The sequence below is a fragment of the Cellulosimicrobium sp. E-16 genome, assembly GCF_049913115.1.
Classification (GTDB): domain Bacteria; phylum Actinomycetota; class Actinomycetes; order Actinomycetales; family Cellulomonadaceae; genus Cellulosimicrobium.
This window is the reverse complement of sequence record NZ_CP183974.1, coordinates 2,581,441-2,607,260: the sequence shown is the minus strand read 5'-3', so window position 1 is coordinate 2,607,260 and position 25,820 is coordinate 2,581,441. Positions and strand designations below refer to the sequence as shown.

Annotated in this window: 21 protein-coding genes; 12 read left to right on the top strand and 9 right to left on the bottom strand. The window is 75.7% G+C overall.

Annotated features, from left to right (window positions below; all coding sequences use genetic code 11):
* The first annotated feature begins 10 nt into the window (after nt 1-10).
* The gene (locus ACN9MS_RS11580; RefSeq protein WP_426308751.1) at nt 11-646 is read left to right on the top strand and encodes a GNAT family N-acetyltransferase; all 636 of its coding nucleotides are present in this window, start codon (nt 11-13) and stop codon (nt 644-646) included.
* A gap of 78 nt (nt 647-724) precedes the next feature.
* Nucleotides 725-2,878, top strand: a complete 2,154-nt coding sequence (locus ACN9MS_RS11575; RefSeq protein ID WP_426308750.1) for a M3 family metallopeptidase — start codon at nt 725-727, stop codon at nt 2,876-2,878.
* Between the two features lie 91 nt (nt 2,879-2,969).
* Here ACN9MS_RS11575 and ACN9MS_RS11570 read toward each other — a convergent pair whose 3' ends face one another.
* Together ACN9MS_RS11570 and ACN9MS_RS11565 are read right to left on the bottom strand one after the other, a co-directional pair.
* Entirely contained in the window at nt 2,970-3,689 is a 720-nt protein-coding gene (locus tag ACN9MS_RS11570; RefSeq protein WP_426308749.1) for a response regulator, read from the bottom strand.
* Nucleotides 3,686-5,017: a sensor histidine kinase gene (locus ACN9MS_RS11565; protein ID WP_426308748.1), complete on the bottom strand. Its 1,332-nt coding sequence runs from the start codon at nt 5,015-5,017 to the stop codon at nt 3,686-3,688. Before ACN9MS_RS11565 ends, ACN9MS_RS11570 begins: the two co-directional genes overlap by 4 nt.
* A 166-nt stretch (nt 5,018-5,183) precedes the next feature.
* On the opposite strand from ACN9MS_RS11565, the gene ACN9MS_RS11560 reads away from it, so the two are divergent.
* The 3 genes from ACN9MS_RS11560 (at nt 5,184) to ACN9MS_RS11550 (ending at nt 9,208) form a co-directional block, all read left to right on the top strand.
* The gene (locus ACN9MS_RS11560; RefSeq protein ID WP_426308747.1) at nt 5,184-5,735 is read left to right on the top strand and encodes a hypothetical protein; all 552 of its coding nucleotides are present in this window, start codon (nt 5,184-5,186) and stop codon (nt 5,733-5,735) included.
* Nucleotides 5,736-5,976: 241 nt separating this feature from the next.
* Nucleotides 5,977-7,683, top strand: coding sequence for a multicopper oxidase family protein (locus tag ACN9MS_RS11555; RefSeq protein ID WP_426308746.1), 1,707 nt, complete (start codon nt 5,977-5,979; stop codon nt 7,681-7,683).
* A gap of 145 nt (nt 7,684-7,828) precedes the next feature.
* Nucleotides 7,829-9,208: a M20/M25/M40 family metallo-hydrolase gene (locus ACN9MS_RS11550; RefSeq protein WP_426308745.1), complete on the top strand. Its 1,380-nt coding sequence runs from the start codon at nt 7,829-7,831 to the stop codon at nt 9,206-9,208.
* Nucleotides 9,209-9,227: 19 nt separating this feature from the next.
* On the opposite strand, the gene ACN9MS_RS11545 is transcribed toward ACN9MS_RS11550, so the two are convergent.
* Both ACN9MS_RS11545 and ACN9MS_RS11540 read right to left on the bottom strand, forming a co-directional pair.
* Nucleotides 9,228-10,061 carry a fructosamine kinase family protein gene (locus ACN9MS_RS11545; RefSeq protein ID WP_426308744.1) on the bottom strand — a complete coding sequence of 278 codons (834 nt, stop codon included), beginning with the start codon at nt 10,059-10,061 and terminating at the stop codon, nt 9,228-9,230.
* Between the two features lie 10 nt (nt 10,062-10,071).
* Entirely contained in the window at nt 10,072-10,305 is a 234-nt protein-coding gene (locus ACN9MS_RS11540; protein ID WP_009861400.1) for a DUF5703 family protein, read from the bottom strand.
* Nucleotides 10,306-10,407: 102 nt separating this feature from the next.
* Here ACN9MS_RS11540 and ACN9MS_RS11535 point away from each other — a divergent pair, with 102 nt between their 5' ends.
* A complete protein-coding gene (locus ACN9MS_RS11535; RefSeq protein ID WP_053370739.1) occupies nt 10,408-10,725 on the top strand; it encodes a hypothetical protein in 318 nt (105 codons plus the stop codon).
* A 10-nt stretch (nt 10,726-10,735) separates the two neighbouring features.
* On the opposite strand, the gene ACN9MS_RS11530 is transcribed toward ACN9MS_RS11535, so the two are convergent.
* The gene (locus ACN9MS_RS11530) at nt 10,736-11,704 is read right to left on the bottom strand and encodes an aldo/keto reductase (RefSeq protein WP_426308743.1); all 969 of its coding nucleotides are present in this window, start codon (nt 11,702-11,704) and stop codon (nt 10,736-10,738) included.
* A 209-nt stretch (nt 11,705-11,913) separates the two neighbouring features.
* Between ACN9MS_RS11530 and ACN9MS_RS11525 the strand changes: the two genes are divergently transcribed.
* The gene (locus ACN9MS_RS11525) at nt 11,914-12,789 is read left to right on the top strand and encodes an undecaprenyl-diphosphate phosphatase (protein WP_378232135.1); all 876 of its coding nucleotides are present in this window, start codon (nt 11,914-11,916) and stop codon (nt 12,787-12,789) included.
* Nucleotides 12,790-12,796: 7 nt separating this feature from the next.
* On the opposite strand, the gene ACN9MS_RS11520 is transcribed toward ACN9MS_RS11525, so the two are convergent.
* Nucleotides 12,797-13,906 carry a magnesium and cobalt transport protein CorA gene (locus tag ACN9MS_RS11520; RefSeq protein WP_426308742.1) on the bottom strand — a complete coding sequence of 370 codons (1,110 nt, stop codon included), beginning with the start codon at nt 13,904-13,906 and terminating at the stop codon, nt 12,797-12,799.
* 129 nt (nt 13,907-14,035) lie between these two features.
* On the opposite strand from ACN9MS_RS11520, the gene mshC reads away from it, so the two are divergent.
* A complete protein-coding gene (gene mshC, locus ACN9MS_RS11515; RefSeq protein ID WP_426308741.1) occupies nt 14,036-15,310 on the top strand; it encodes a cysteine--1-D-myo-inosityl 2-amino-2-deoxy-alpha-D-glucopyranoside ligase in 1,275 nt (424 codons plus the stop codon).
* Nucleotides 15,311-15,344: 34 nt separating this feature from the next.
* Here mshC and ACN9MS_RS11510 read toward each other — a convergent pair whose 3' ends face one another.
* Nucleotides 15,345-16,211, bottom strand: coding sequence for a PAC2 family protein (locus ACN9MS_RS11510; RefSeq protein WP_047232858.1), 867 nt, complete (start codon nt 16,209-16,211; stop codon nt 15,345-15,347).
* A 194-nt stretch (nt 16,212-16,405) separates the two neighbouring features.
* On the opposite strand from ACN9MS_RS11510, the gene ACN9MS_RS11505 reads away from it, so the two are divergent.
* On the top strand, nt 16,406-17,062 hold the full coding sequence (locus ACN9MS_RS11505) for an HAD family hydrolase (protein ID WP_426311886.1): 657 nt from the start codon (nt 16,406-16,408) through the stop codon (nt 17,060-17,062).
* Between the two features lie 25 nt (nt 17,063-17,087).
* Here the strand turns inward: ACN9MS_RS11505 and ACN9MS_RS11500 are convergent, their stop codons facing one another.
* Nucleotides 17,088-19,313, bottom strand: coding sequence for an alpha/beta fold hydrolase (locus ACN9MS_RS11500; RefSeq protein ID WP_426308740.1), 2,226 nt, complete (start codon nt 19,311-19,313; stop codon nt 17,088-17,090).
* A 34-nt stretch (nt 19,314-19,347) separates the two neighbouring features.
* Nucleotides 19,348-20,538 (bottom strand): class I SAM-dependent methyltransferase, encoded by a 1,191-nt coding sequence (locus ACN9MS_RS11495; protein ID WP_426308739.1) that lies wholly within the window; start codon nt 20,536-20,538, stop codon nt 19,348-19,350.
* A 155-nt stretch (nt 20,539-20,693) separates the two neighbouring features.
* Here ACN9MS_RS11495 and ACN9MS_RS11490 point away from each other — a divergent pair, with 155 nt between their 5' ends.
* The 3 genes from ACN9MS_RS11490 to ACN9MS_RS11480 all read left to right on the top strand — a co-directional run bounded on the left by ACN9MS_RS11490 (nt 20,694) and on the right by ACN9MS_RS11480 (nt 25,805).
* Nucleotides 20,694-23,420: an AAA family ATPase gene (locus ACN9MS_RS11490; RefSeq protein WP_426308738.1), complete on the top strand. Its 2,727-nt coding sequence runs from the start codon at nt 20,694-20,696 to the stop codon at nt 23,418-23,420.
* A gap of 59 nt (nt 23,421-23,479) precedes the next feature.
* On the top strand, nt 23,480-24,658 hold the full coding sequence (locus tag ACN9MS_RS11485; protein WP_426308737.1) for a site-2 protease family protein: 1,179 nt from the start codon (nt 23,480-23,482) through the stop codon (nt 24,656-24,658).
* 94 nt (nt 24,659-24,752) lie between these two features.
* The gene (locus ACN9MS_RS11480; RefSeq protein ID WP_426311885.1) at nt 24,753-25,805 is read left to right on the top strand and encodes a tRNA (adenine-N1)-methyltransferase; all 1,053 of its coding nucleotides are present in this window, start codon (nt 24,753-24,755) and stop codon (nt 25,803-25,805) included.
* Nucleotides 25,806-25,820: the final 15 nt, after the last annotated feature.

Sequence of the window (25,820 nt, the reverse complement as noted above, 5' to 3'; positions counted from 1 at the left end):
GGCTCGGGCGGTGCACCCCTTCGCCCTCGACGACGGCCGCGTCCACCTGTCCACCCCGACCCTCGACGACGTCGACGCGATCACGGCCGCGTGCCAGGACCCGGCCGTCGCGGCGTGGACCGTCGTGCCGTCCCCGTACACGCGCGAGGACGCGGTGCAGTTCGTCCAGGAGTACGTGGGCCCCGGGTGGGAGCGCGGGGACGTCCTCACGTGGGGCGTGCGCGAGAGCGCCGGACCCTCGGGCATCCCCGGCCCCGACGGCGCCGGGCGGCTCCTCGGCATGATCGGCCTGAGCCTCGACGACGCGCCCGAGGCGCGACGGTCGGCCGAGATCGGCTACTGGACGGCCCCCGAGGCGCGGGGCCGCGGACTCATGACCGCGGCGTGCCGGCTCGTCGTCGACTGGGCGTTCGACCCCGAGGGCGCGGGCCTCGCGCGGCTCTTCTGGCAGGCGTACGTCGGCAACTGGCCCTCGCGGCGCACCGCCTGGCGGCTCGGCTTCCGCGTCGAGGGCACGGTGCGCGGCTTTGCGCTCCAGCGCGGTGAGCGGCGCGACGCGTGGCTCGGCACGCTCCTGCCCCAGGACCCGCGCGAGCCGAACGAGCCCTGGCCGGCGGACGCGCCGTCGTCGGGCCGCGCCGCCTGACGCACCGCCCACCCGGTGCCCCGGGGTGTCCGCGAATGGGTTTCCGTCGCGCCCGCCCGCGGGGTCAAGATGGGCACCATGACCTCCGAGCCCACGACGCGCACCGACGCGCCCGCGCCCACCTCCGCGCCCGCTGTCACCTCCGCCCTGATCGACCTCGATCCCGCCAACCCGTTCGCCGCGCCCTCCGCGCTGCCGTACGAGCTGCCCGACTACGACGCGATCCGCGAGGAGCACTACCTCCCCGCGCTGCGCGCCGCGACGGCGGCCCAGCGCGCCGCGATCGAGGTCGTCGCGACCGACGACGCGCTCCCGACCGAGGCGACCGTGCTCGCGGCGCTCGAGCGGTCGGGTCGCGACCTGGCGCGCGTGCTCAACGCGTTCTACAACCAGCTCTCGGCCGACGCGACGCCCGGGCTGGAGCAGATCGAGGAGGAGTTCGCCCCCGAGCTCGCCGCGCACCACGACGCGATCTACATGGACGCACGCCTCTACGCGCGCGCCCGCGCGCTCGAGGACGCCGTCGACGCCGGCGAGCAGACCCTCGAGCCCGACGCCGCGTGGCTGCTGCACACGCTCCTGGTCCGCTTCCGCCGCTCCGGCGTCGAGCTCGACGCGGAGCAGCAGGAGCGCCTGCGCGAGCTCAACGGCCGTCTCACCACGCTCGAGGCCGCGTTCGGCCGCAAGCTCCTCGCCGGCGCGAACGCGGCGAGCGTGCTGGTCACGGACCGCGCCGAGCTCGACGGGCTCGCCGAAGACGCGGTCGCGGGCGCGGCCGCCGCCGCGGCGTCGCGCGGTCACGAGGGAGCCTGGCTCCTGGAGATGCAGCTCCCCACCCAGCAGGGCGTCCTCGCCTCGCTCGCGCGCCGCGACGTGCGCGAGCGCGTGCAGCAGGCGTCGGAGTCGCGCGGGGCGACCGGTGACGACCACGACACGCGCGAGATCGTCCTGGAGACCGTGCGCCTGCGCGCCGAGCGCGCGCGCCTGCTCGGCTACGAGCACCACGCCGCGTACGTCGCGGAGGACGCGACCGCGAAGACCACCGAGGCCGTCGACGCGATGCTCTCGCGCCTCGCCCCCGCGGCCGTCGCGAACGCGCGGCGCGAGGCCGCCGACCTCGAGACCGCGCTCCGGGCCGACGAGCCGGGCGCGACGCTCCGCGCCTCGGACTGGTCGTTCTACGCCGAGCGCGTGCGCAAGGACCGCTACGCGCTCGACGACGCGCTCCTGCGCCCGTACCTCGAGCTCGAGCGCGTCGTGCACGACGGCGTCTTCGCGGCGGCGGGCCAGCTCTTCGGCGTCTCGTTCGCCGAGCGCCACGACCTCGTCGGCTACCACCCGGACGTGCGGGTGTTCGAGGTCTTCGACGCCGAGACGCCGGGCGAGCCCGGCCAGGGTCTCGGCCTCTTCCTCGCCGACTGGTACACGCGCGAGTCCAAGCGCGGCGGGGCGTGGATGAACAACCTCGTCGACCAGAACCACCTGCTCGGGCAGAAGCCGGTCGTCGTGAACAACCTCAACATCGTCAAGCCGCCGGCGGGTCAGCCCACGCTGCTCGTGTGGGACGAGGTCATCACGCTGTTCCACGAGTTCGGGCACGCGCTCCACGGCCTGTTCTCCGACGTGCGCTACCCGTCGCAGTCGGGCACTGAGGTCCCGCGCGACTTCGTCGAGTACCCGTCGCAGGTCAACGAGATGTGGGCGTGGGAGCCGTCGATCCTGCGCTCGTACGCGGTGCACCACGTGACGGGCGAGCCGATGCCCGCCGAGTGGGTCGACACGATGCTCGCCTCGCGCCAGTTCAACGAGGGCTTCGGGACGACCGAGTACCTCGCCGCGGCGCTGCTCGACCAGGCCTGGCACCAGGTCGGCCCCGAGGGCATCCCGTCGTCCGAGGCGGACGTCGTGCCCTTCGAGGCCGCTGCGCTGGAGGCGGCTGGCGTCGCGTTCGCGCCGGTCCCGCCGCGCTACCGCACCACGTACTACAACCACGTGTTCGGCGGCGGGTACGCGGCCGGGTACTACTCCTACATCTGGTCCGAGGTCCTCGACGCCGACACCGTCGAGTGGTACCGCGAGAACGGCGGCCTGTCGCGGGCGAACGGCGAGCGGTTCCGGCGCGTGCTGCTCGCACGCGGCGGCTCGCAGGACCCGCTCCTCTCGTTCCGCGAGCTGCGCGGGCGCGACGCCGACATCGCGCCGCTCCTCGCGCGCCGCGGTCTCGACGCCTGAGGTGGGGGCCCCTCCCGTCGCGAGGTAGAGCCGGGGTAGCGCGAGGGAGAGGTGTGGTGGTGACCCCGCCTCGACCTCGCGGACCTCGCCCCTACCCGGGCGGGGTGCCTGGGCGGACCAGGCCGGTCTCGTAGGCGACGACGACGAGGCCGGCCCGGTCCCGCACCCGCAGTTTGGCGAGGATGCGGCCCACGTGCGTGCGGGCCGTCGCCGGGCTCATGAACAGGGCCGCGCCGATCTCGTCGTTCGTCAGGCCGCGCCCGACGTGCGCGAGCACCTGGCGCTCGCGGTCTGTGAGCCGGTCGGCGACCGCCGCGACGAGCGCGTCGTCGCGGCGCCCGGCGTCCACCGCCTGCGCGACCACGCGCGCCGTCACCGCCGGGGAGAGCAAGGCGTCGCCCGCAGCGGCCGTGCGCACCGCGCCGCGTAGCTCGTCCGGGCTCGCGTCCTTGAGCAGGAAGCCCGACGCCCCCGCCCGCAGCGCCGCGAAGAGGTTCGCGTCGTCGTCGAACGTCGTGAGGACGACGACCCGCGGTCCGTGCGCGGCACCGTCCGCGCCCGTCGCGCCGTCCGGCAGCCCGGAGCCGGCGCCCGGGTCGTGGACGATCTGTCGCGTGGCCGCGATCCCGTCGAGCACGGGCATCTGGAGGTCCATGAGGACGACGTCGGGGCGCACGCGGCGCACGAGCGCCACGCCCTCCCGGCCGTCGGCGGCTTCGCCGACGACCTCGACGTCGTCCGCGCGCTCGAGCAGCGCGCGGATGCCGGTCCGCACGAGGGGCTGGTCGTCGACCAGCACGACGCGGATCACGCGACACCCCCGCCCGAGGACCACGGGGCCCGCACGGGAACCGTCCCGCGCGCCGCAGCGGCGCCGGGCGTGACCGGCACGCGCGCCCGCAGCCGGAACCCGCCGCCGTCGGGCGCGTCGGTCTCGACCGTGCCGCCCAGGACCGCGACGCGCTCGCGCAGGCCGCGCAGCCCGAGCCCGCCACGGTCCGCGGCGTCACCCGTGCCCCGTGTCCCGTGGCCGTCGTCGCGCACCTCGACGGCGAGCACGTCGCCCGGTGCACCGGGCGCGCGCTCCAGCGTCACGCGGACGACGGCGGCGCGCGCCCCGGCGTGCCGCAGCACGTTGGTCAGCCCTTCCTGGACGACCCGGTACGCGGCCGCACCCGCGGCGGTGCCCTCCGCGGTCCCTGCGGGCAGGTCGACGTCCAGGGTGACGTCGAGCCCGGCCGCCCGGGCCGTGCGCGCGAGGTCCTCGAGCCGGTCGACGCGCGCCTGGTCCGCGAGCCCTGCGGGCGCGGTCGCCCCGCGCAGCGCGCGCACCGTGGCGCGCAGGTCCGCCAGGGCCGACGTCGTGGCCGCCCGGACGAGCTCGAGCTCGGCCCGCGCGGTCGCGAGCGCCTCCGCACCCGCCGTTCCGGAGGCGCCCACGTCGTCCAGGGCCTCGCGCGCGACGTTGGCGTGCAACGAGACGACGGCGAGGTGGTGCCCGACGACGTCGTGCAGGTCGCGGGCGACCGCCTCCCGGTCGTGCGCGAGCCGGTCGGCGGCCTCGAGCTCGTGCGTCTGCTCGCGCAGCGCGTCGGCGTGCCGCCGCTGCTCGTCGCGCTGCCTGCGGGCGAACGACCCGTGCCCGAGGGCGATCGCCGCGGCCATGAGCGCCACGGTCGTCGCCAGCTCGTAGCCGACGACGTAGCGGACGTCGTCGCCCTCGGCGAGCCGGAAGTACGTCGACGCGACCACGAGCGCCGCCGCGACCCCGACAGCCCACCCGAGCCGGCCCGCGACGGCTGCCGAGTAGAGGGCGACCGACACGGGCAGGGCGAGGCCGATCGCGGGCAGGTCGAGCGTGTAGTAGGCGCAGATGACGAGCGCGGTCGCGACGAGGACCGCGACCGGGAACCGGCGCCGGCCGAGGACGAGCAGCCCGAGCACGAGGGCGATCGGGTACGCGACCCACGGGTCGGCCCGCGTGCCCCCGACGTCGGCGGCGATGGCGAACGCGACGACGTCGAACACCGCGAACCCCAGCAGGGCGTCGACGAGCCACGGCGGTGGCGACGGGCGCGACGGCCGGGTCGCGGGAGATGATCCGGCGGGCCGGTCGTGCGGGAGGTCGGGGGACGTCACGCTCACCGAGTCTAGGAAGACCCACCCCGGCGCGCGTCCGTCGCGGGGTGGGTCCACGTCAGGGTCGACTACGTCGAGACGCGTACGCGCGTGGCGTCGGAGGACGCATCGCCTCGCGCGCCCGGGCGGACGCGGCGCCGCACCGCTGCTCCCTAGCGTCGACGGCATGAACCCGACTCCCGGCCCCGCACCGGACCGCCCGACCTCACCCGCGTCGTCCGTCCCGCCCGCTTCGTCCGGTCTACCTGGCGGCCCGGTCCCGCCCGGTCCCGCCGTCCCGCCCGGACGGTCGGGGGCGCCGGCACCCGCTGCCCGCGCCCCGCTCGGCGAGACCGTCCGCTCGCTGAGCTGGCCGCTCGTCCTCGGTCTCGGCGCGCTCGCGCTCGTCCGACCGCTCCTGAGCGTCACCGGCCTCGACGACGCGATCGGGCGGCCCGCCGCGCCCCTGCTCACGACCCTCGTGCTCACGGTCGTGTGGGTCGTCGCGATCGTCGTCGCCCGCCCGGCGCACCCGCTCGCGACCGGCGTGGCCGTCGGGCTCGCCTACGGCGTCCTCGCCCTGGTGGTCAGCGCCGTGCTGTCGCCGATCCTCACCGGCGAGCTCCAGGGCCCCGTCGCGCACCCCGTCGCGATCGTCCCGATGCTGCTCACCAACGCGGCCTGGGGCGCGCTCGCGGGGGCCGTGGCGCTCGGTCTCCTCGCGGCCCGACGCCGTTGAGGCCCGAGGGGCCGACGGCTCTCCGCGCCACCCCGACCCCCCGACTCCGCGACCGCCCCGTCCCCGGCACCACCCCGAGCCACGACCCCGTGCGCTCGGGGTCGGTTCCGGGCGTGCGTACGCTTCCGAGCGGACGCGCCCGGCACCGCCCGGTCCCTAGCGTCGACAGCGTCGCCCGCACCACCGGGCCGCCGTCGAACCGCACCCGCCGCCCGCCGTCGTCCACCCTGGAGAAGACCCGATGACGACCACGTACACCACCCCGCCTCCCGCCGTCCCGCCGGCACCCGGAGCACCCGCCGGACCGCCGGGCGGTCGCCCCCGACGGCGGCGCGGCCCGCTCGCCCGCGTCCTCGTCGTGCTCGGGCTCGTCGTCGCCCTGTTCGTCGGGGTCGTCGCCGCGGTCGTGGGCGTCGCGTGGGCGCGCGCCGCGACGAGCACGGCGGGAGCCGTGGAGTTCACGCGGCCGCTCGCCGTCCCGCCGCTCGCGGAGTCCCGGGTCGAGGACGGCGTGCGCGTCTTCGAGCTCGAGACGCGCGAGGGCGTCGCCGACCTCGGTGCGTCCGCCCCCACCCCGACGATCGGGCTGAACGGCGACTACCTGGGTCCCACTCTGCGGGCCGCGCGCGGCGAGCGCGTGCGCGTCGACGTGACGAACGCCCTCGACGAGACGACGACGCTCCACTGGCACGGCATGCACCTGCCGCCCGCGATGGACGGCGGCCCCCACCAGATGGTCGAGCCGGGCGAGACGTGGTCGCCCACGTGGACGATCGACCAGCCTGCCGCGACGCTCTGGTACCACCCGCACCTGCACGGGCAGACCGCGAGCCAGGTGTACCGGGGGCTCGCGGGGATGTTCCTCCTCGACGACCCGGGCGCCGCCGACGGCCCCGCCGGTGACCTGCCGCACGAGTACGGCGTCGACGACGTCCCCGTCATCCTCCAGGACAAGAGCTTCCACGCCGACGGCCGGCTCGACGACGCCGTGTCCTTCCTCTCACCGGTGGGCACCCTCGGAGACACCGTCCTCGTCAACGGCACCCCCGGGCCGTACCTCGACGTCACGACCGAGCGCGTCCGCCTGCGCCTGCTCAACGGCTCCGACTCCCGCGTCTACGACGTCGGCCTCGCCGACGGCGGCACGGTCCAGCTCGTCGGGACCGACGGCGGGCTGCTCCCCGCCCCGCAGACGGTCGAGCGCGTGCGCCTCTCCCCGGGCGACCGGGCGGAGGTCGTCGTGACCATGGCCCCGGGGCAGCGTGCCGTCCTGCGCAGCTTCCCGCCCGAGCTGGGCGTCAACCCGCTGTTCGAGCGGTTCTCGGGCGGCGACGACACCTTCGACCTCCTCGAGCTGCGCGCTGCTCCCACGCTCGCGCCGAGCCCCGCCATGCCCGACACCCTCGGCACCGACCCGGCGGACACGCTCGACGAGGCCGACGCCGTACGGACCCGGACGTTCCAGCTCTCCGGCCGGTCCATCAACGGGCGGTCGATGGACATGTCCCGCGTCGACGAGGTCGTCACCGTCGGGGAGACCGAGGTCTGGGAGGTCACCGGGCTCGACGACACCCCGCACAACTTCCACGTCCACGACGTCCAGTTCCGCGTCCTCGACGTGGGCGGGGAGCCGCCCACGCCCGATCTCGGCGGCTGGCAGGACACCGTCTACGTCCAGCCCGGCCGCGTCACGCGACTGCTCGTCCGGTTCGAGGCCTCCGAGGGCACGACCGACCCCGACACCCCCTACATGTTCCACTGCCACCTCCTCACGCACGAGGACCAGGGAATGATGGGCCAGCTCGTCGTCGTCGCCCCGGGCGAGCAGGCGCCGTCCCGCATCGACGTGCCCGACGGCGGCACCCACCCCGACCACGACGCGGCACCCCTCCCCGGAGACGGCACCGGTCCCCGCCGCCCCGACCCTGCCCCGCACGGCGGCCACTGACCCGCGTGGGCCGAGCGTGTGGCTATCGCACGATCCGAGCGCGGGACGAGCTGCCACCGCAGGCTCGGCGGCGACGGCGCGTCCGGGATGTGGGCGGGCGGCCGGGGCGGTCGGCCCGGCCGGCGGCGACGGGTAGCGTGTCGCCATGACCGCTCCGCACCCGGACTCCCAGGCCAGCGCCCGCACCCCGGCGACCGTCGACGTCCCCTCCGGCACGGTGCCGCGGGCGGAGGACGAGGTGGTGCGGATCTGCCGGGAGCTGCTGCGGATCGACACGTCGAACTTCGGCGACGGGACCGGGCCGGGGGAGCGGCGCGCGGCGGAGTACGTCATGGGGCTGCTGCACGAGGTCGGGCTCGAGCCGGAGCTGTTCGAGTCGGAGCCCGGGCGGGCGAGCGTCGTCGTGCGCCTGGAGGGCGCGGACCCGACGCGGCCGGCGCTCGTGCTGCACGGGCACCTCGACGTCGTGCCGGCGCAGGCGGCGGACTGGTCGGTCGACCCGTTCGCGGGCGAGGAGATCGACGGCCTGCTGTGGGGCCGCGGCGCCGTCGACATGAAGGACATGGACGCGATGATCCTCGCGGTCGTGCGCCAGATGGTGCGCGAGGGGCGCAAGCCCGCGCGCGACGTCGTCGTCGCGTTCTTCGCCGACGAGGAGGCGGGCGGCGTGTACGGGGCGCGCTACGCCGTCGACCACCGGCCTGAGCTGTTCGAGGGCGCGACCGAGGCGATCAGCGAGGTCGGCGGGTTCTCGGTCGAGGTGGGGGGCCGGCGGGCCTACCTGCTCCAGACGGCGGAGAAGGGCATCGCCTGGCTGCGCCTCGTCGCGGAGGGCCGCGCGGGCCACGGGTCGCAGGTGAACGACGACAACGCGGTGACGCGGCTCGCGGAGGCGGTCGCGCGCATCGGCGCCCATCACTGGCCGAACACGCTCACGCCGACGGTCGACAAGCTGCTCCGGGGCGTCGCGGACCTCACCGGGCTCCGGTACGACCCGGAGGACCCGTCGTCGGTCGCGGCGCTCGTCGCCGCGCTCGGCCCGGCGTCGCGGTTCGTCGGGGCGACGGTGCGCCACACGTCCAACCCGACGCAGCTCTCCGCCGGGTACAAGGCGAACGTCATCCCGGGTCGGGCCGAGGCGGCGATCGACGCGCGCCTGCTCCCCGGGTACGAGGAGGAGGGGTTCGCGACGCTGCGCGCGCTCGCGGGCGAGCACGTGCGGGTCGAGGAGATCCACCGGGACATCGCGCTCGAGGTGCCGTTCGAGGGCGACCTGGTGGACGCGATGGTCGACTCGCTGCTCGCCGAGGATCCTGAGGCGACCGTGCTGCCGTACACGCTGTCGGGCGGCACGGACAACAAGTCGCTCGCGCGCCTCGGCATCACGGGCTACGGCTTCGCGCCGCTGCGCCTGCCCGGCGACCTCGACTTCTCCGGCATGTTCCACGGGGTCGACGAGCGCGTGCCGGTCGACTCGCTGCGGTTCGGCGTGCGCGTGCTGGACCGCCTGCTGCGCACCTGCTGACGCCGTCCGGTCCGACCGGTCAGGAGTCGCCGAGCAGCGCCCGGACCGACGAGCGGAGCTGCGCGCGGTAGCCGCCGCCGAACAGCACCGCGTGCACGGCGACGGGGTACACCTGGTGCAGGGCGACGCGGTGCCGCCACCCGCGCGCGAGCGGGTGCGCGGCGTCGTACCCGGCGACGATCTCGTCGAGGTAGGGCGCACCGAACAGCGCGAGCATCGCCAGGTCGGCCTCGCGGTGCCCGCCGTGCGCGGCGGGGTCGATCAGCACCGCCTCCACGCCGCCCGGACGCCCGCCCGGGCCGGGGCCGAGCGGGGACCACAGCACGTTGCCCGACCACAGGTCGCCGTGCAGGCGCGCGGGGGAGTCGTCGAGCGCGGGTCGGGCGAGGTCCGTGAGACGGTCGCCCAGCCGTTCGAGCAGGCGGGCGTCGTCGGCATCGAGGGCGCCGCGGTCCCGGCCCTGCCGCGCGACCGGGAGAAGCCGGGCCTCGGCGTAGAACGTGGGCCAGTCGGGCCACGCCCCGGTCGGCATCGGCAGCGGGTCGTCGAGCGGCCCGAAGAACGCGTCGCCGGACCACTCCGGCGGCGGCACGCCCCACGCGGGCGCCCCGGCGTCGTGCACGACGGCGAGCGCCCGGCCGAACGCGTGCGCCGCCGCGGGTGTCGGCGCGGCAGGCAGGACGCGTTCGAGGTCGAGGCGCGTCGGGCGCACGTCGAGGACCCGGGCGACACGGGGCCCGCCCGTGACGCCGAGCCAGGCGAGCCCCGCCGCCTCGCACGCGAAGAACCCCGGGGGCGCGCCGGTTCGGGACTTGGAGAAGACGCCCGACGGCGGGCCCCCAGGGCTCCTCATGGTCCTGGGGTCACAGGGTCGAGCTGACCCGGATGATCTTGCGGCGCAGCCAGACGCGGCGCTCGCCCCCGACGTAGAGCCGCGTCCGGGCGAGCTCCCAGCGCCCGTACTCGGCCTCGTCCGTGAGCAGCCTGCTCGCGTCCGACCGGCTCGTGGAGCGGTCGATCGTCAGGACGCGGTACTCGTACTGCCCGCCGTGCGCGGCCCATCCGGACCGCCGACGTGACGTCGGCCTCTCCTCCACGTGCCACCGTCCTCTCTCGCCTGTCTCGGTCGTCGGCCGGGCGGGAAGAACCCGCCCGACTAACGAGTGCCATTGTGCCCCTCTCGGCGCTACCGTCAGGGTATGACCGCTGACCCGCGTGCCGCGCTCGACCGGTTCATCGCCGCGCTCGAGGCCCACTACAACGCCGTCGCCGCACGCCGCGGGGAGGACGACCCCTCCGTCGACGACGCCTACTACGTGCTCGCGGACGCCTTCGAGGTCTATGACGAGGCCCTCGGTCAGGTCCACGGGGAGGCGACGCCGTTCTACCTCGCGGAGGAGGACGACGACGAGGACGACGAGGACGACGACGAGGAGGAGGACGAGGTCGACGACCTCGACGACACGCTCGACGACGACGTCCTGACCGGCGAGCTGGAGACCGACGGCGCGCGCTGACGCGCCGGCGTCACCACCGCTCGGGGTAGCCGACCTCCAGGTCGCTCACGTCGTCGAGCGCCGCACGGACCGCGTCGGGCAGCTCGAGGTCGGTGGCGGCGAGCGACGTCCGGAGCTGGGCAGGGGTCCGCGCGCCGACGATCGCGCTCGCCATGGTGGGGCGGCCGAGGAGCCACGACAGGGCGACGTCGAGCGGGGCGCGGCCCAGCCCGTCGGCCGCGGTGACGACGGCCTCGACGATCCCCGACGAGGACTGGTCCAGGTAGGGCTCGACGAACCCGGACAGGTGCGGGGACGCGCCGCGCGAGTCCGCGGGGAGCGAGCGGCGGTACTTGCCCGTGAGCACGCCCCGCCCCAGCGGCGACCAGGCGAGCAGCCCGAGCCCGAGCGCCTCGGCCGCCGGCACGACCTCGCGCTCCGCGCCGCGCTGGAGCAGCGAGTACTCGAGCTCGACCGCGGCGAGACCGACGTCGTCCGCACCGCCGAGCAGGGTCGCGGCCCGCGCGGTCGCCCACGCGGGGTGGTTGGACAGGCCGACGTAGCGGGCGCGCCCGGACGTCACGGCGTGGCGCAGCGCGGAGAGCGTCTCGGTGAACGGCGTTCTCGGGTCGGGCGCGTGCACGAGGAACAGGTCGACGTGGTCGGTGCCCAGGCGCGACAGCGAGTCGTCCAGCGAGTCGAGGAGCGCTCCGCGGGAGGCGTCGACGACCGGACCCTGCGTCGTGCGGCGCACGCCGGCCTTGGTGCACAGGAGCACGTCGCGCCGGTCGACCTTCGCTCCCAGCAGCGACCCGAGCAGCGACTCGGCGTCCCCGTCGGCGTACGAGGCGGCCGTGTCGACGAGGGTCCCGCCCGCGTCGACGAAGTCGCGCAGCTGCTCGGCGGCGTCGAGCTCGTCCGTGTCCCGGGCCCACGTCATGGTGCCGAGGCCGAGCTCGGACACGCGCAGGCCGGTGCTGCCGAGGTGGCGGTGTTCCATGGGAGCCGAGGGTACCGGCGGACCCTGCCGCGCGACCGTCGGGGCGCGCGGCGGGCGCCGGGAGCGGCGAGGTTCACCCTGTGCCCGGGGCCCGCCCGCCAGGTCCGTGAGGCGGTGTTCACGCGTCCGCCGCGCGGCGTTCACCCAGGGGCGCCGACCCGCCGACGAGGTGCCAGGAGGGCCGGCCCGAGCGGGTATCGTGGCCGCTCGTGAACGCGTGGGAAGCCGTCCTCCTCGGCCTCGTCCAGGGCCTGACCGAGTTCCTCCCGATCTCCTCGAGCGCGCACCTGCGCATCGTGGGCGAGCTCATCGGCTCGCAGGACCCGGGGGCCGCCTTCACGGCGATCACCCAGATCGGGACCGAGACGGCGGTCCTCCTGTACTTCCGTCGCGACATCGCGCGGATCTGCGCGGCGTGGTGGCGCTCGGTGCGCGGAGACCACGGGACGGACTGGAAGGCGCGCCTCGGCCGGCACGACCACGACGCCGCGATGGCCTGGTACATCGCCCTGGGCTCCGTCCCGATCGTCGTCCTCGGCCTCCTCTTCCAGGACGCGATCGAGAACACGTTCCGCAACCTCTACCTCACCGCGCTCATGCTCGCCGTCTTCGCGCTCCTGCTCGGCTGGGCGGACCGGATCGGCGCCAAGCGGCGCACGCTGCGCGAGCTCTCGCCCGGCCAGGCCGTCGCCTTCGGGTTCGCGCAGGCGCTCGCGCTCGTCCCGGGCGTCTCGCGGTCCGGCGGCACGATCACGGCGGGACTCCTCATGGGGTTCACCCGCGAGGCCGCGGCGCGCTACTCGTTCCTGCTCGCGATCCCCGCCGTCATGGGCTCGGGGTTCTACCAGCTCTTCAAGTCCGCGGACGAGCCCGCGCCCGGCGCGCCCGGCGCGGGCGCCACCCTCATCGCCACGCTCGTCGCGTTCGTCGTCGGGTACTTCGTCATCATCGCGTTCCTCAAGATCGTCTCGACGTTCAGCTACACGCCGTTCGTGGTCTATCGCCTGGTGGTCGCGGCGCTCGTCGTGCTGCTCCTGCTCACCGGCGTGCTCGAGCCCGGGGGGACCGCCGCATCCACCCCGTGACCCGCGGTCAGAGCCAGCCGACCCGTTTGAACACGCGGTAGAGCACCAGGCAGCCGGCGGCCATGAGCCCGAGCGCGAACGGGTAGCCGAACGCCCAGTGCAGCTCGGGCATGTTCCGGAAGTTCATGCCGTAGACCCCCGCGACGATCGTCGGGTAGACGAGGATCGCGGCCCAGGCCGAGATCTTGCGCATGTCCTCGTTCTGGCGCACCGACACCTGGGACATGTGGACCTGGAGCATGTCCGAGAGCAGGTCGTCGTGCGCGTCGAGGTGACGGTCGATCCGCTCGACGGTCGTCACCACGCGCTCGAGCATGCGCCGGTTCACCGCGAGATGGTCGGGCACGTCGGGGTCGAGGAGCTCGGGCAGCTCGGCCGAGACGGGCATGAGCGCGCGCCGCGCCTCCGTGATCTCGCGCTTGAGGTCGTAGATGCGCTCGACCGGGTCCTCGCGCTGCTGGTCGAACACGACCCGCTCCGTGTCCGCGACCGCGTCCCCCAGGCCGAGCTCGACCTGCGACGCCCCGCCCACGATCGCCAGGACGGCGGCGGACACGATCCGCTGGACCGGTGTGCCCCGTGGGTCGCCCGGTGCGGCGAGCTTGTCGAGCATGGTCGCGTGCACGTCGGCGTTCCCCTCCTCGGCGGTGACGACGGTCCCCGGCCCGAGCAGCGCGGCGAACTGGCCGGTGCGCACCTGGCGGTCCGCCTCCGTGAACCACGCCGTCGGCGTCACGAGCAGGAGCCAGTCGGCCGCGAGGCGGCGCACGTGCGCCAGCGGGTGGTGCGCGTGCCGGGACAGCTCGTGGCGCGTCGGACCCGGGCCCGTCGAGACCCGGGCCGCGGCGTCGAGCACGTCGTCGAGGTCGGCGACCCGCGCCCACGTCGCCGGACCCCGCGCGTTCCGGCGGTCCTCGCGGTCGCCGTCCTCGTCGTCGCGGGCCGCGTCGTCCACGGCGCGTGCGTCCCTGAGCGTGCCGGGGTCGACCTCGCGCACCCCGGCCGCTCCCGGGTCCACGGTCCATGCCGCCAGCACGTGGACGCCGGGGAGCAGCGGGCCGTCGTCGCTCGACCCGTCCCGCGGGGCGTCGACACGAGGGTCGGTGGGCTTCGTCACGTCCGCATTGTCCCGCGCCCGGCACGGACCTGCCCGGGCGCGGCAGATCGCCGTCCGGGCCCCGTGCGCGCGGTGCCCGGTCTCCGGACGACGGTCCGGCGCGGACGTCCCGACGGCTAAGGTTGACGCGTGCACAGCTGGCCCGCCCCGCAGATCCCCGAGCTCCCCGGACGAGGCCTCCCGGTCCGGGTGCACGACTCGACGACCCGCGAGCTCGTCGTCGCGGCCTCGGGCGAGGACGCCACCCTCTACGTGTGCGGCATCACGCCGTACGACGCGACCCACATCGGCCACGCGGCCACCTACGTCGCGTTCGACCTGCTCGTGCGCGCGTGGACGGACGCCGGCCAGCGCGTGCGGTACGCGTCGAACGTCACCGACGTCGACGACCCGCTGCTCGAGCGCGCCGCCGCGACCGGCGTCGACTGGCGCGCGCTCGCCGTCGACCAGACGGCGCTCTTCGCCGAGGACATGACGGCGCTCGGCGTCGTCCCGCCCGACGTCTACGAGGGCGCGGTCGAGACGATCCCCGCCGTCGTCGAGGCGGTCACCCAGCTCCTCGACGCCGGGCTCGCCTACCGCGTGCCGGTCGAGCCCGGCGCGGGCGGGACCGACCCGGGGCTCGGCGACGTCTACGCCGACCTCTCGGCCGACCCCGCGTTCGGGTCGGTCTCGCGCCTCGCGCGCGACGTCATGCAGCACCTCTTCGCCGAGCGCGGGGGCGACCCCGACCGCGAGGGCAAGAAGGACGCGCTCGACCCGCTCCTGTGGCGCCGCGAGCGTCCCGGCGAGCCCGCGTGGGACGGCGGCGCGCTCGGCACCGGGCGACCGGGGTGGCACGTGGAGTGCGCGGTCATCTCCCGCGACGGGCTCGGCCTGCCCTTCGACGTGCAGGGCGGGGGAGCGGACCTGCTGTTCCCGCACCACGAGATGTCGTCCTCCCACGACCGCATGCTCTCGGGCGGCGGCGCGCCCCGTGCCCACGTCCACGCCGGCCTCGTCGCGTACGACGGCGAGAAGATGAGCAAGTCGCGCGGCAACCTCGTGCTCGTCTCGAAGCTGCGGGCCACGGGCGTCGACCCCATGGCGATCCGCCTCGCGCTCCTCGCGCACCACTACCGCGGTGAGTGGGAGTGGACCGACGACGACCTGCCCGCCGGCGTGCGCCGCCTGGAGACCTGGCGCGACGCCGTCTCCGGCAACGGCGGTCCGGATGCCACCGCGACGCTCGCCGCCGTGCGCGCCGCCCTCGCCGACGACCTCGACGCGCCCACGGCGCTCGCGGCCGTCGACGCCTGGGCCGCGGAGTCGCTGCGTCCGGGGCGCGACACGTCCGGCGACGACGAGGGCGCGCCCGGCGTCGTCGCGCGCGCGGTCAACGCGCTGCTCGGCGTGCGTCTCTGACGCGCCGCCGCACGCCCGCGACGGCGCAGGGGCGTCAGACCGTCGGGCCCTTGCCCGGGTTGCCGCGGTCGCGACGGCGCAGGTAGCGCTCGAACTCGCGCGCGATCGCCTCGCCGCTCGCCTCGGGCAGCTCCGCGGTGTCCTTCGCCTCCTCGAGCTGCTGGACGTACTCCGCGATCTCGGCGTCCTCCGCGGCGAGCTCGTCGACACCGTGCTGCCACGCCTCGGCGTCCTCGGGCAGGTCCCCGAGCGGGATCGGCTCCGAGAGGAGCTCCTCGATGCGCGCGAGGATCGCGAGCGTCGCCTTCGGCGACGGCGGGTGCGCCACGTAGTGCGGCACCGCCGCCCACAGCGACACCGACTGGAGGCCGCGCTCGGCGGCGGCGTGCTGGAGCACCCCGACGATGCCCGTCGGCCCCTCGTACGTGCTCGGCTCGACGTCGAGCACCGCCTGGAGCCCGACGCTCTCCGACGTCGCCGTCATGGGGATGGGCCGCGTGTGCGGCACGTCCGCGAGCAGCGCGCCGAGCGTGACGACCGTGCGCACGTCGTGCTCCTCCGCGATGTCGAGCAGCTCGCGGCAGTACCGGCGCCAGCGCATCGACGGCTCGATCCCGTGCACGAGCACGACCCGGCGCCCGCCGGGCGACAGGACCGCGGACGCGATCGTCGTCGTCGGCCACGTGATCTCGCGGAGCCCGTCGTCGTCGGTCGTGACGACGGGGCGGTTCACCTGGAAGTCGTGGTACTCCTCGGGGTCGAGCTCGTCCACGTCCTCGGCCCCCCACACCTCGTGCAGGTGCTGGAGGGCGGCCGTGGCGGCGCTCCCCGCGTCGTTCCAGCCCTCGAACGCCGCGATCATCACGGTCTGCCGGGTGCCCTCGGTCGCGTTCTCGGTCATCGCCCCAGCCTATGCGGCCGGGCCCGACGACGGCGGAGCGGGTTCGCGCGTGGCGTAGCCGCACGTAGGGTGGAGCGGCCGGGTGCACCGCGTCGTGCCCCGCTCGGACCCCCACCCCTCGTCCTTGGAGCCATGCCGTGACGTCCCCGCGCCCCGCCACCGATCCCGTCCTGCCGCAGGCCGTCCTGTGGGACATGGACGGGACGCTCGTCGACACCGAGCCCTACTGGATCGCGGCGGAGCACGAGCTCGTCGACGCGCACGGGGGGACGTGGACGCACGAGGACGCCATGTCCCTCGTCGGCAACCCCCTGCGCGAGTCCGCGCGGATCATCCGGGACCGCGGCGGAGTCGACCTGCCGATCGACGAGATCGTCGCGTTCCTCATGGGCCGCGTCATCGAGCAGGTGCGGGCCGAGGTCCCGTGGCAGCCCGGCGCGCGCGCGCTGCTCACGGCGCTGCGCGAGGCGGGCGTGCCGTGCGCGCTCGTCACGATGTCCTACCGCGAGCTCGCCGCGCCGGTCGCCGAGCTCGCGCCGGACGACGCGTTCCAGGTGCTCGTGTGCGGGGACGAGGTCGAGCGCGGCAAGCCCGACCCCGAGCCCTACCTGCTCGCGGCCGAGCGGCTCGGCGTCGACATCGCGCGCTGCGTCGCGATCGAGGACTCGCCCGCGGGCATCGCGTCCGCCCGCGCCTCCGGCGCGGCCACGCTCGGCGTGGAGGCCGTGGTTCCCGTCCTGCCCGCTCCCGGCCTGAGCCGGACGCCGTCGCTGGAGCTCGTCGACCTCGACCTGCTCGCCCGGCTCGTCTCCGGCGAGGTCGTCGACCTCATGGCCGACGACGCCGCATAGCGCGGGGACGGCGCCGCCCGCGAGCTCAGAGCAGGTCGGCGAGCATCGCGGCGGCGCGCGCGGCGCCGTCGGCCTCGATTGCGAGCCGCTGCCGGGCGACCGTGCGTCGGTCGCCGCCCGGGCGCGACCCGACGAGCTCGGCGGCCATCGCAGCGGCGAGCGCGTCCGGGTCGGACGCCTCGGCGTACTCCACGCACCGTCCGGCGCCGTAGCGCTCGAGCCGGTGCCGCACGTGGACGTTCTGCTCGAAGTGGTGCCGCAGCGGGACGTAGAGGAACGGTCGGCCGGCGGCGGCGAGCTCCATGCACGTCGTCAGGCCGCCCTGCACGACCGCGAGGTCGCACGCGGCCAGGTGCCGGTACAGGTCGGGCACGTAGCCGCGGTACGCGACACCACGTCGTCGCGGCAGGCTCGCGGGGTCGATCCTCGGGCCGGTCACGACGAGGACGCGCAGCCCGTCGACGAGGCGCCGTGCGGCCGGGACGGCGTCGAGCACGTGCCGCAGCAGGGAAGCGCCCACGGCCGAGCCACCGACGGTGACCACGCACAGCACGTCGTCGGGGCCGTACCCGAGGTCGCGCCGCAGCGCATCGCGCTCCGTCGCTGACGGCGGCACGAAGCCCGTGACGTAGCCGGCGAAGTCGAAGTTCTCCTCCGTCCACTCCCGGATCCCCGGGAGGCCGGGGCCGAACGGGAGGTCGACGACGTCCGCCGGGTTCCCGACGAAGACCGAGCGGTCCCGGACGCGGCGGTAGCGCGCCCGCTGCTCGATCATCTCGGCGTTGTAGTCGGCGGTGAGCGCAGCCTCCGCGGCGCCGCCGTCGGGCATCGGGACCCAGCCGACGAAGTCGGTCATCCAGGCGAAGGCGAAGCGCTTGAGCTCGGGGTTCTCGTGCAGGAAGTGGTCGACGTCCCAGGCCTCGTCGCCGACGACGAGGTCGTAGCGGCCCTCGTCCACGACGTCGGCGAAGACCATGAAGTTGTTCACCATGATCGCGTCCATCCGGCGGATCGCCTGGAAGGCGTGCAGGTCGTGGTCGGCGGACTCGTCCTCGACGTGGGCGGACTCGTTCGCGAGCCAGGCCGAGGCGGGGTGCACCCGCTCCCCGGCGTCGGCGAGCAGGCGGGTCACCGGGTGCTGGGTGAGCCAGTCGACCTCGAGGTCCGGGTGGTGGTCGCGCAGCGCGCGGGCGACGGCGAGGTCGCGGCGCGCGTGCCCGAGCCCGATCGGGGACGAGAGGTAGAGCGCCCGGCGGTGACGGCTCGGCGCGCGTGTCCACGTGCGGCGGCGGGGCCGCGGGACGACATGGTCGGGGACCGTCCGCTCGACGAAGTCCTGGAGGAGGAGGTTCGTCCGGACCGGGTCGCGGGCCGGCAGGCCGTGCCCGCCGCCGTCGACGAGGACGAGCTCCCCGCCGGTGAGCGCGGCGAGGCGTTCGCCGATCGCGGCCGGCCGGACGGCGTCGTGCGTCCCGTGCACGACGAGGACGGGGCAGGACACCCGCGCGCACAGCGGCTCGAGCGGGGTGCGTACGGCTCCCTCGAGGCCCAGCCGACCGGCGGTGGTGTCGGCGAGCGTCTGCGGGGAGATCTCGTGCGCCCAGCGCACGACGTCCTCCACCTGCTTCGTGGAGTGCGGCTCGGTGAACATCTTCCGGGCGAAGAAGTCGACGTAGTCGTCGTAGCCCCCGCCGAGCCAGTACGCCTTGCTGTACTTGGCCCAGCCCTCGGTGGTGTCGTGCCGTGCGTCCCAGGCGTACCGCTCGCGCTCCGGGGCGGCCACGGCGAGACCGCACGAGGGAGCGATCGCGACGATCCCCTGCACGCGTCCCGGGTGGGTCGCGGCGAGGTGGACCGCCCAGGCCGCCCCGCACGAGTACCCGACGACGACGGCGGCCCGTGTCCCCGTGTCGTCCAGCACGGCGGCGGCGTCCGCCGCGTACTGCTCGTCGGTGTACGCGGCAGCGCCCTCGGGCCGCCCGGCGTCCCCGCTCCCGCGACCGTCGAACGTCACGACGCGGAAGTGCCGGGCGAGGAACGGCACCTGGGCCTTCCAGAAGCGGGACGGCACGAGCGACCAGGTCGGCAGGAGCAGGACCGTCGGACCCGTCGTCCCGTGGACGGCCCAGGGGAGCGGCACGCCGTCGCGGACGACCACCCCGGTCCGGTCGGGTGGCCGGACGGGGGCCGGGTCGGGGCGCGGCACGGGTCGACCCGTCATCTCCGCAGTGTCCTCCGGTGCGGTGCTCATGCCCACCCCTCCCCGTACCCTCGTCGCCCGGCCCTCAGGGCCGGATCTCCAGCACGCGGTGGAACGGCGTCTCGGCGACGGACGCGAACCGGCTGAACCCGCCCGCCGTCGCGACGTCCCGGATCCGGGCCGGGCCGGCCTGCGTGCCGAGCGCGAGGCCCACGTCCTGCGACAGCGACGCCGGCGTGCACAGGAGCGTCGAGAAGCCGTAGTACGCCCGGCCGACGGGGTTGAGGTTGTCCTCGACGTGGTCCCCGGCCATCGGCTCGACGACCATCCAGGTGCCGTCCGGCGCCAGCGCGCGACGAACCTGCTCCGCCGCACCGACGGGGTCGCCCATGTCGTGCAGGCAGTCGAACATCGTGACCAGGTCGAAGCCCGACCCGCCGAGGTCCTGGGCCGACGCCACCTCGAACCGCACCCGGTCGGCGACACCCGCCTCCGCCGCCCGCCGGCGCGCGACCGCGATGGACTCCGGGTGGTAGTCGGAACCCACGAAGCGTGAGCTCGGGAACGCCTGGGCCATGAGCACGGTCGAGGCGCCGTGACCGCACCCGACGTCTGCGACGAGCGCGCCGCGCTCGAGCTTGTCCACCACGCCCTCGAGCGCGGGCAGCCACTCGGCGACGAGGTGGGCGTGATAGCTCGGGCGGAAGAACCGCTCGCACCCGACGTGCACGTCGGAGACGTGCTCGTGCCAGCCGTACCCGGCACCGCTGCGCGCGGCGTCGAGCACGTGGTCGACGTCGTGCACCGTGCCCAGGGCGATCTGGAAGAAGCCCGGCAGGAACGCCGGGCTGTCCTCGACCGTCAGCGCGACGGCCTGCTCGGGCGGCAGCGTGTAGCGGCCCGACGGCGGGTCGTACTCCACGTAGCCGCCCGCGGCCTGGGCGTTGAGCCACTCCCGGGCGTAGGGCTCGGCCGTCCCGGTGCGGTCGGCCAGCTCGGACGGCGTCGTCGGGCCGTGGGCCGCGAGGTCGCGGTAGTAGCCGAGCTTGTCGCCGAGGACGACGAGCGCGGCGTTGAGGGTCGCGCCGACCTCGTCGACGGCGCGGAACACGAAGCGCATGAGCGCGTCCGTGTCGAGGGCGGGGGACGCCTCGGTCGGCGTGGTCGCCGGGGAGTCGGTGTCGCCCGGTCGCGTGTCGCTGATCTCCGTGGTCGTGTCGGCGCTCGGCCACGCGCCCGTCCCGGGGATCGTCTCGGTGTTCGTCGGATGGCTCATCGGATGCTCCTGTGCTGTCCTGCCCGGCGGAACTGCCGGACCCGGCGAACGTAGGTCGCCGCGCCGGCCGCTCGCGTCAGGTGGCCCCCCTGGTCGTGCGGCACCTGTGGGAGCGTCCCACCCGGGGAGGTCGACCCCTCCCTACACTCATGGTCGTGGCACTCGTCGGCAGGGCCGCCGAGCAGGAGACGGTCGGACGCCTCCTCGCCTCGGCGCGTCTCGGCCGCGGTGGCTCGTTGGTCGTCGCGGGCGATCCCGGGGTCGGCAAGACCTCGCTGCTGGAAGACGCGCTCGAGGTTTCCGCGTCCGGCGATGCCGTGCGCGTGCTCAGCGTGACCCCGGCGGAGGTCGAGCAGGACCTGCCGTTCGCCGCCCTGCACGCGCTGCTGCTGCCGGCCCTGCCCCTGCTCGACGACATCCCTGCCCCGCAGGCCGCCGAGCTCGGGGCCGCGCTGAGCGTGCGCCGGGGCGGCGGGCGGGACCGGTTCGCGATCGGCGCCGCGACCCTGAGCCTGCTCAGCCGGTACGCCGAGGACGGCCCGGTCGTCGTCGTCCTGGACGACGTGCAGTGGGCGGACAGGCCGTCGGTCGACGCGCTCGCGTTCGCCGCCCGGCGCGTGCGCGACGACCCTGTCGCGGTGCTGGTCGCCGGTCGCAGCGGAGAGCTCCCGGAGCCCGTGCACGGCCTGCCGGTGCTCGAGCTCGCGGGCCTCACGCTCGATGCCGCCGCGGAGCTGCTCGCCGCGACCGACCCGGACGGCTCGGCGCGCACGCTCGACGCGCTCTACCGCGAGACGCAGGGGAACCCGCTCGCCCTGCTGGAGCTGGCCGGCGAGCCCGAGGACGGGGCGGCCGTCGGCGCCGCCGACGTGGAGCTCCCGCACACGCTCCCCGCCAGGGTCCAGGGTGCCTTCGCGCGACGCCTGGACACCCTCACGGCGCCCGAGCGCGCCGTCACCCTCGTCGCGGCGCTGTCGGGCGGCGACCTCCGCCTGACCCGCGCCGCCTGCCGACGGCTCGACCTCGACCCGGCCGGGCTGGACGGCCCGACCCGGTCGGGGGTGCTCACGGTCCGGCAGGGACGGGTCATGTTCCGGCACCCGCTGCTGCGCTCGGTGGTCTACGGGGACTCCGACGAGGGGCTGCGGCGCACGGCGCACCGGGCCCTCGCGGCCGAGCTCCACGACGTCGACGCGGACCGGCACGCGTGGCACCTCGCGGCGGCGACGACGGGGCTCGACGAGGACGTCGCGGCGCTCCTCGACGCGCTCGCGGCGCGATCGGCGGCGCGCACGGCGTACACGGTCGCGTCGACGGCGCTCGAGCGCGCCGCCCGGCTGAGCCCGGCCCCCGAGGCTGCCCGGTCGCGGCTCGTCGCCTCCGCGCGCGCCGCGTGGTCCGGGGGCCTGCCGGCCCGCGCCCTCGCGCTGCTGGACCAGGCCGAGCCGCGGGGAACGCCGCCCTCCGCGTCAGGCGCCGAGCTGCGCGCCACGATCGCCGTGCGCTCGGGCTCCGTGCGCGACGGCCTCGACCTGCTCGAGCAGGCCGCCGCCCTCGCGCCGGTCGACGAACGCGTCCTCCTCCTCGCCGAGGCCACGCGCGCCTGCATGTACCTGGTCGACACGACCGCGCTGCGTCGCGTCGAGGCGCGGGTCGCGGCCGTCCTGCCCCACGTGGCCGACCCGGTGAGCCGCGCGGTCGGGCTCGCCGCGTCCGGGACGACGGGCGTGCTGCTCGGGCGCGACAGCACCTCCCGGCTGCGCGACGCCGTCGCCCTGCTGGCCGACGTCGACCCGCTCGTGCACCCCGCCGCCCTTCCCTGGCTCATGCTCGCGCCGCTGTTCCTGCGCGACGCCCGCTCCGGCGCGGAGCTGCGCGCGCTCGTGGACCAGGTCCGCTCGCAGGTCGGCGTGGGTGCCCTGCCCGACGTGCTCTTCCACGTGGCACGGGACCAGGCGACGACGAGCGCGTGGGACCGGGCCGCGGCCAACTACGACGAGAGCGCCCGGCTGGCGCGGGAGACAGGCCAGGGCGGGGCGCTCGCCATGGCGCTCGCGGGCCTGGCCTGGCTCGAGTCCCGCGAGGGTCGGAGTGCCGCGTGCCGCGCGCACGCGGCGGACGCGTCGGTGCTCTGCCGCGACCGCTCGATGCACTTCGGCGAGATCTGGTGCGAGCTGGCGCTGGGCGACCTGGCACTGTCCGAGGGGGGTTCGGACGAGGCGGCGACGCGGTTCCTCGACCTCACCGCCCGGCTCGAGCAGCTCGGCGTCCGCGACCCGGACCTGCATCCCGGACCGGAGCTGGTCGACGCGCTCCTGCGGACGGGCCGCGTCGCCGCGGCCCACGAGGTCGCCGACCGCTTCGTCGCCGCCGCGGAGGCGAGCGGCCGGCCCTGGACCCGGGGACGCGCCGACCGGGCGCTCGGCCTCGTCGCGCCCGAGGACGCGTTCGAGGTCCACTTCCGGTCCGCTCTCGGGCGCCACGGTGAGACCCGCGACCTCTTCGAGCGCGCCAGGACGCAGCTCGCGTACGGGATGAGGCTGCGCAGGGCCGGCCGGCGGGTGGACGCCCGGCCGCACCTCCGGACGGCGCTGACCACCTTCGACGACCTCGGCGCGGTCCGGTGGGCGGCCAACGCCCGGACCGAGCTCGAGGCGACCGGGGAGAAGGTCCCTCCCCGCGGGGACGTCGGGCGGGAAGCCCTCACGCCTCAAGAGCTGCAGGTCTGCCTCCTGCTCGTCGACGGCCGGACCACCCGAGAGGCCGCGGCCGCGCTCTTCCTCAGCCCCAAGACGGTCGAGTACCACCTGCGCAAGGTGTACACGAGGCTCGGCATCCACTCGCGCGACGAGCTCGCCGTCGTCCTCCGAGGGACCGGTTGACCGCCGGCCCTCTCGTGCGCCGTCGTCAGGGCGAGCCCGCGACCGCATAGGCTTCCGGGGTGGACGGACCTGAGCCCCGAACCCCCCGCACGCCCGCCCCGGCCGGCCCGCGCACGAAGGGCTGGGTCATCGGTCGCATCGTCGGCGCACCGGTCATCCTCACGCCGTCGTGGTTCCTGGCCGCGGCGATCCTCACGGTGCTGTTCGTCCCCACGGTGCGGCGGCTCGCGCCGCACCTCGGCAACGAGGTGTACCTCGTCTCGCTCGCGTTCGTGCTCCTGCTGTTCGCGTCCGTGTTCCTGCACGAGGTGGCGCACGCGCTCGTCGCGCGGGCGCGCGGGCAGCACGTCACCGAGCTCGCCGTCACGCTGTGGGGCGGGCACACCGCCTACTCGGGGACGTCCGCGCGCCCGCTCGACGGCTTCCTCATCTCCGTGGTCGGGCCGCTGACCAACCTGGCGCTCGCGGTCGTGTTCTGGGTGACCTTCCAGGCGCAGCCGACGTTCTCCGTGCCCGCGCTGCTCCTGTACGCCGGGGCGTTCTCCAACGCCTTCGTCGGGATCTTCAACCTGCTGCCCGGGCTGCCGCTCGACGGTGGGCAGATCCTCGAGTCGGCCGTGTGGGCCGCGACGGGGTCGCGCACCAAGGGCACGGTCGCGGCGGGCTGGGTCGGGCGCGCCGTCGCCGTCGGCGTCGTCGCGTGGGCACTGGTGTGGCCGCTGGCCGTCGGGCGCCAGCCCGACCTGTGGACGGTCGCGTGGGCCGCGCTCATCGGCGCCTTCCTCTGGAGCGGCGCCGGGCAGGCGATCACGGTGGGACGTTCGCGCGAGGCGGTCTCCGGGCTCTCCGTGCGTGGCCTCGCGCGGCCCGCCGTCGCCGTGCCGTCCGCGGCGACGGTCGGGGCCGTGGGCCGTGCGGTGGCGCTCGCGGGCGGCCCGCACGTCCTCGCCGTCCTCGTCGACGGGACGGGACGCCCCGTCGGGTACGCGGACCCCGCCGCCGCGTCGGCCGTGCCGCCGGACGCCGCGGAGACGACGCCCGTGGGCGCCGTCGCCGTCCCGCTGCCCGCGGGCGCGACGATCGACGCCCACCTCCAGGGCCAGGACATGCTCGCAGTGCTGGCGCGGGTCGGGCGCGACGGCGCCGTCGTCGTCGTGACCGACGGCGGCCGGGTGGTCGGGGCGCTCGAGGTCGCCCGCGTCGTGGCCGCGCTGCGGGACGCGCAACGCGGTCGCTGACCGCGCCCGGGCCGTAGGATGGTCGCCCGTGACCTCCGAGCCTGCCGCCACGCCCGGCCCCCAGACGACGCCCTCCGGACCGGAGGGCACCGCCGTGCCCGCGGCCACCGCCTCGGACCGCCCCGGCGCGACGGGCGCCGACGAGCGCCGCGGGCCCCTGCGCGTGGGCGACAAGGTCCAGCTCACCGACCCGCGCGGACGCCTGCACACCATCACGCTCGCGCCCGGAGCGACCTTCCACACGCACAAGGGCTACCTGCGTCACGACGACCTCATCGGGCAGCCCGAGGGCAGCGTGGTCCGCAACACGGCCGAGATCGAGTACCTCGCGCTGCGCCCGCTGCTCGCGGACTACGTGCTGTCCATGCCGCGCGGCGCGGCGGTCGTCTACCCCAAGGACGCGGGGCAGATCGTCGCGATGGCGGACATCTTCCCCGGCGCGCGCGTCGTCGAGGCGGGCGTCGGCTCGGGCGCGCTGACCATGTCGCTCCTGCGCGCCGTCGGCGACGCGGGCGAGCTGCACTCGATCGAGCGCCGCGACGACTTCGCGGCCATCGCGCGCGGCAACGTCGAGACCTTCTTCGGGGGTGTGCACCCCGCCTGGACGCTGTCGGTCGGCGACCTCGCCGACGTGCTGCCGACCGTCGCCGAGGACGGCACCGTGGACCGCGTCGTCCTCGACATGCTCGCGCCGTGGGAGAACCTCGACGTCGTCGCCCGCGCGCTCGTCCCCGGCGGTGTGCTCGTCTGCTACGTCGCCACGACGACGCAGCTCTCGCGTCTCGCGGAGGACCTGCGCGCCGACGGGCGCTACGCCGAGCCGGTCGCGTGGGAGTCCATGGTGCGGGGCTGGCACCTCGAGGGCCTCGCCGTGCGCCCGCAGCACCGCATGATCGGCCACACGGGCTTCCTGCTCACCGCGCGCCGTCTCGCGGACGGCGTCGCGCCGCCCGAGCGCAAGCGCCGCCCCGCCAAGGGCGCGTACCCCACCGACGCCGAGCAGTGGTCGCCCGAGGAGCTCGGCGAGCGTCCGGTCTCGGAGAAGAAGATCCGCCGCGTGCGGCGCGACGTCGGCCAGGGCCCGGAGCAGACCGCCACCCCTGGCTCCTCGCCGGACGAGCACCCGTCCGACGTGTCGGAGGCATGACGGTCCGGTAACGAT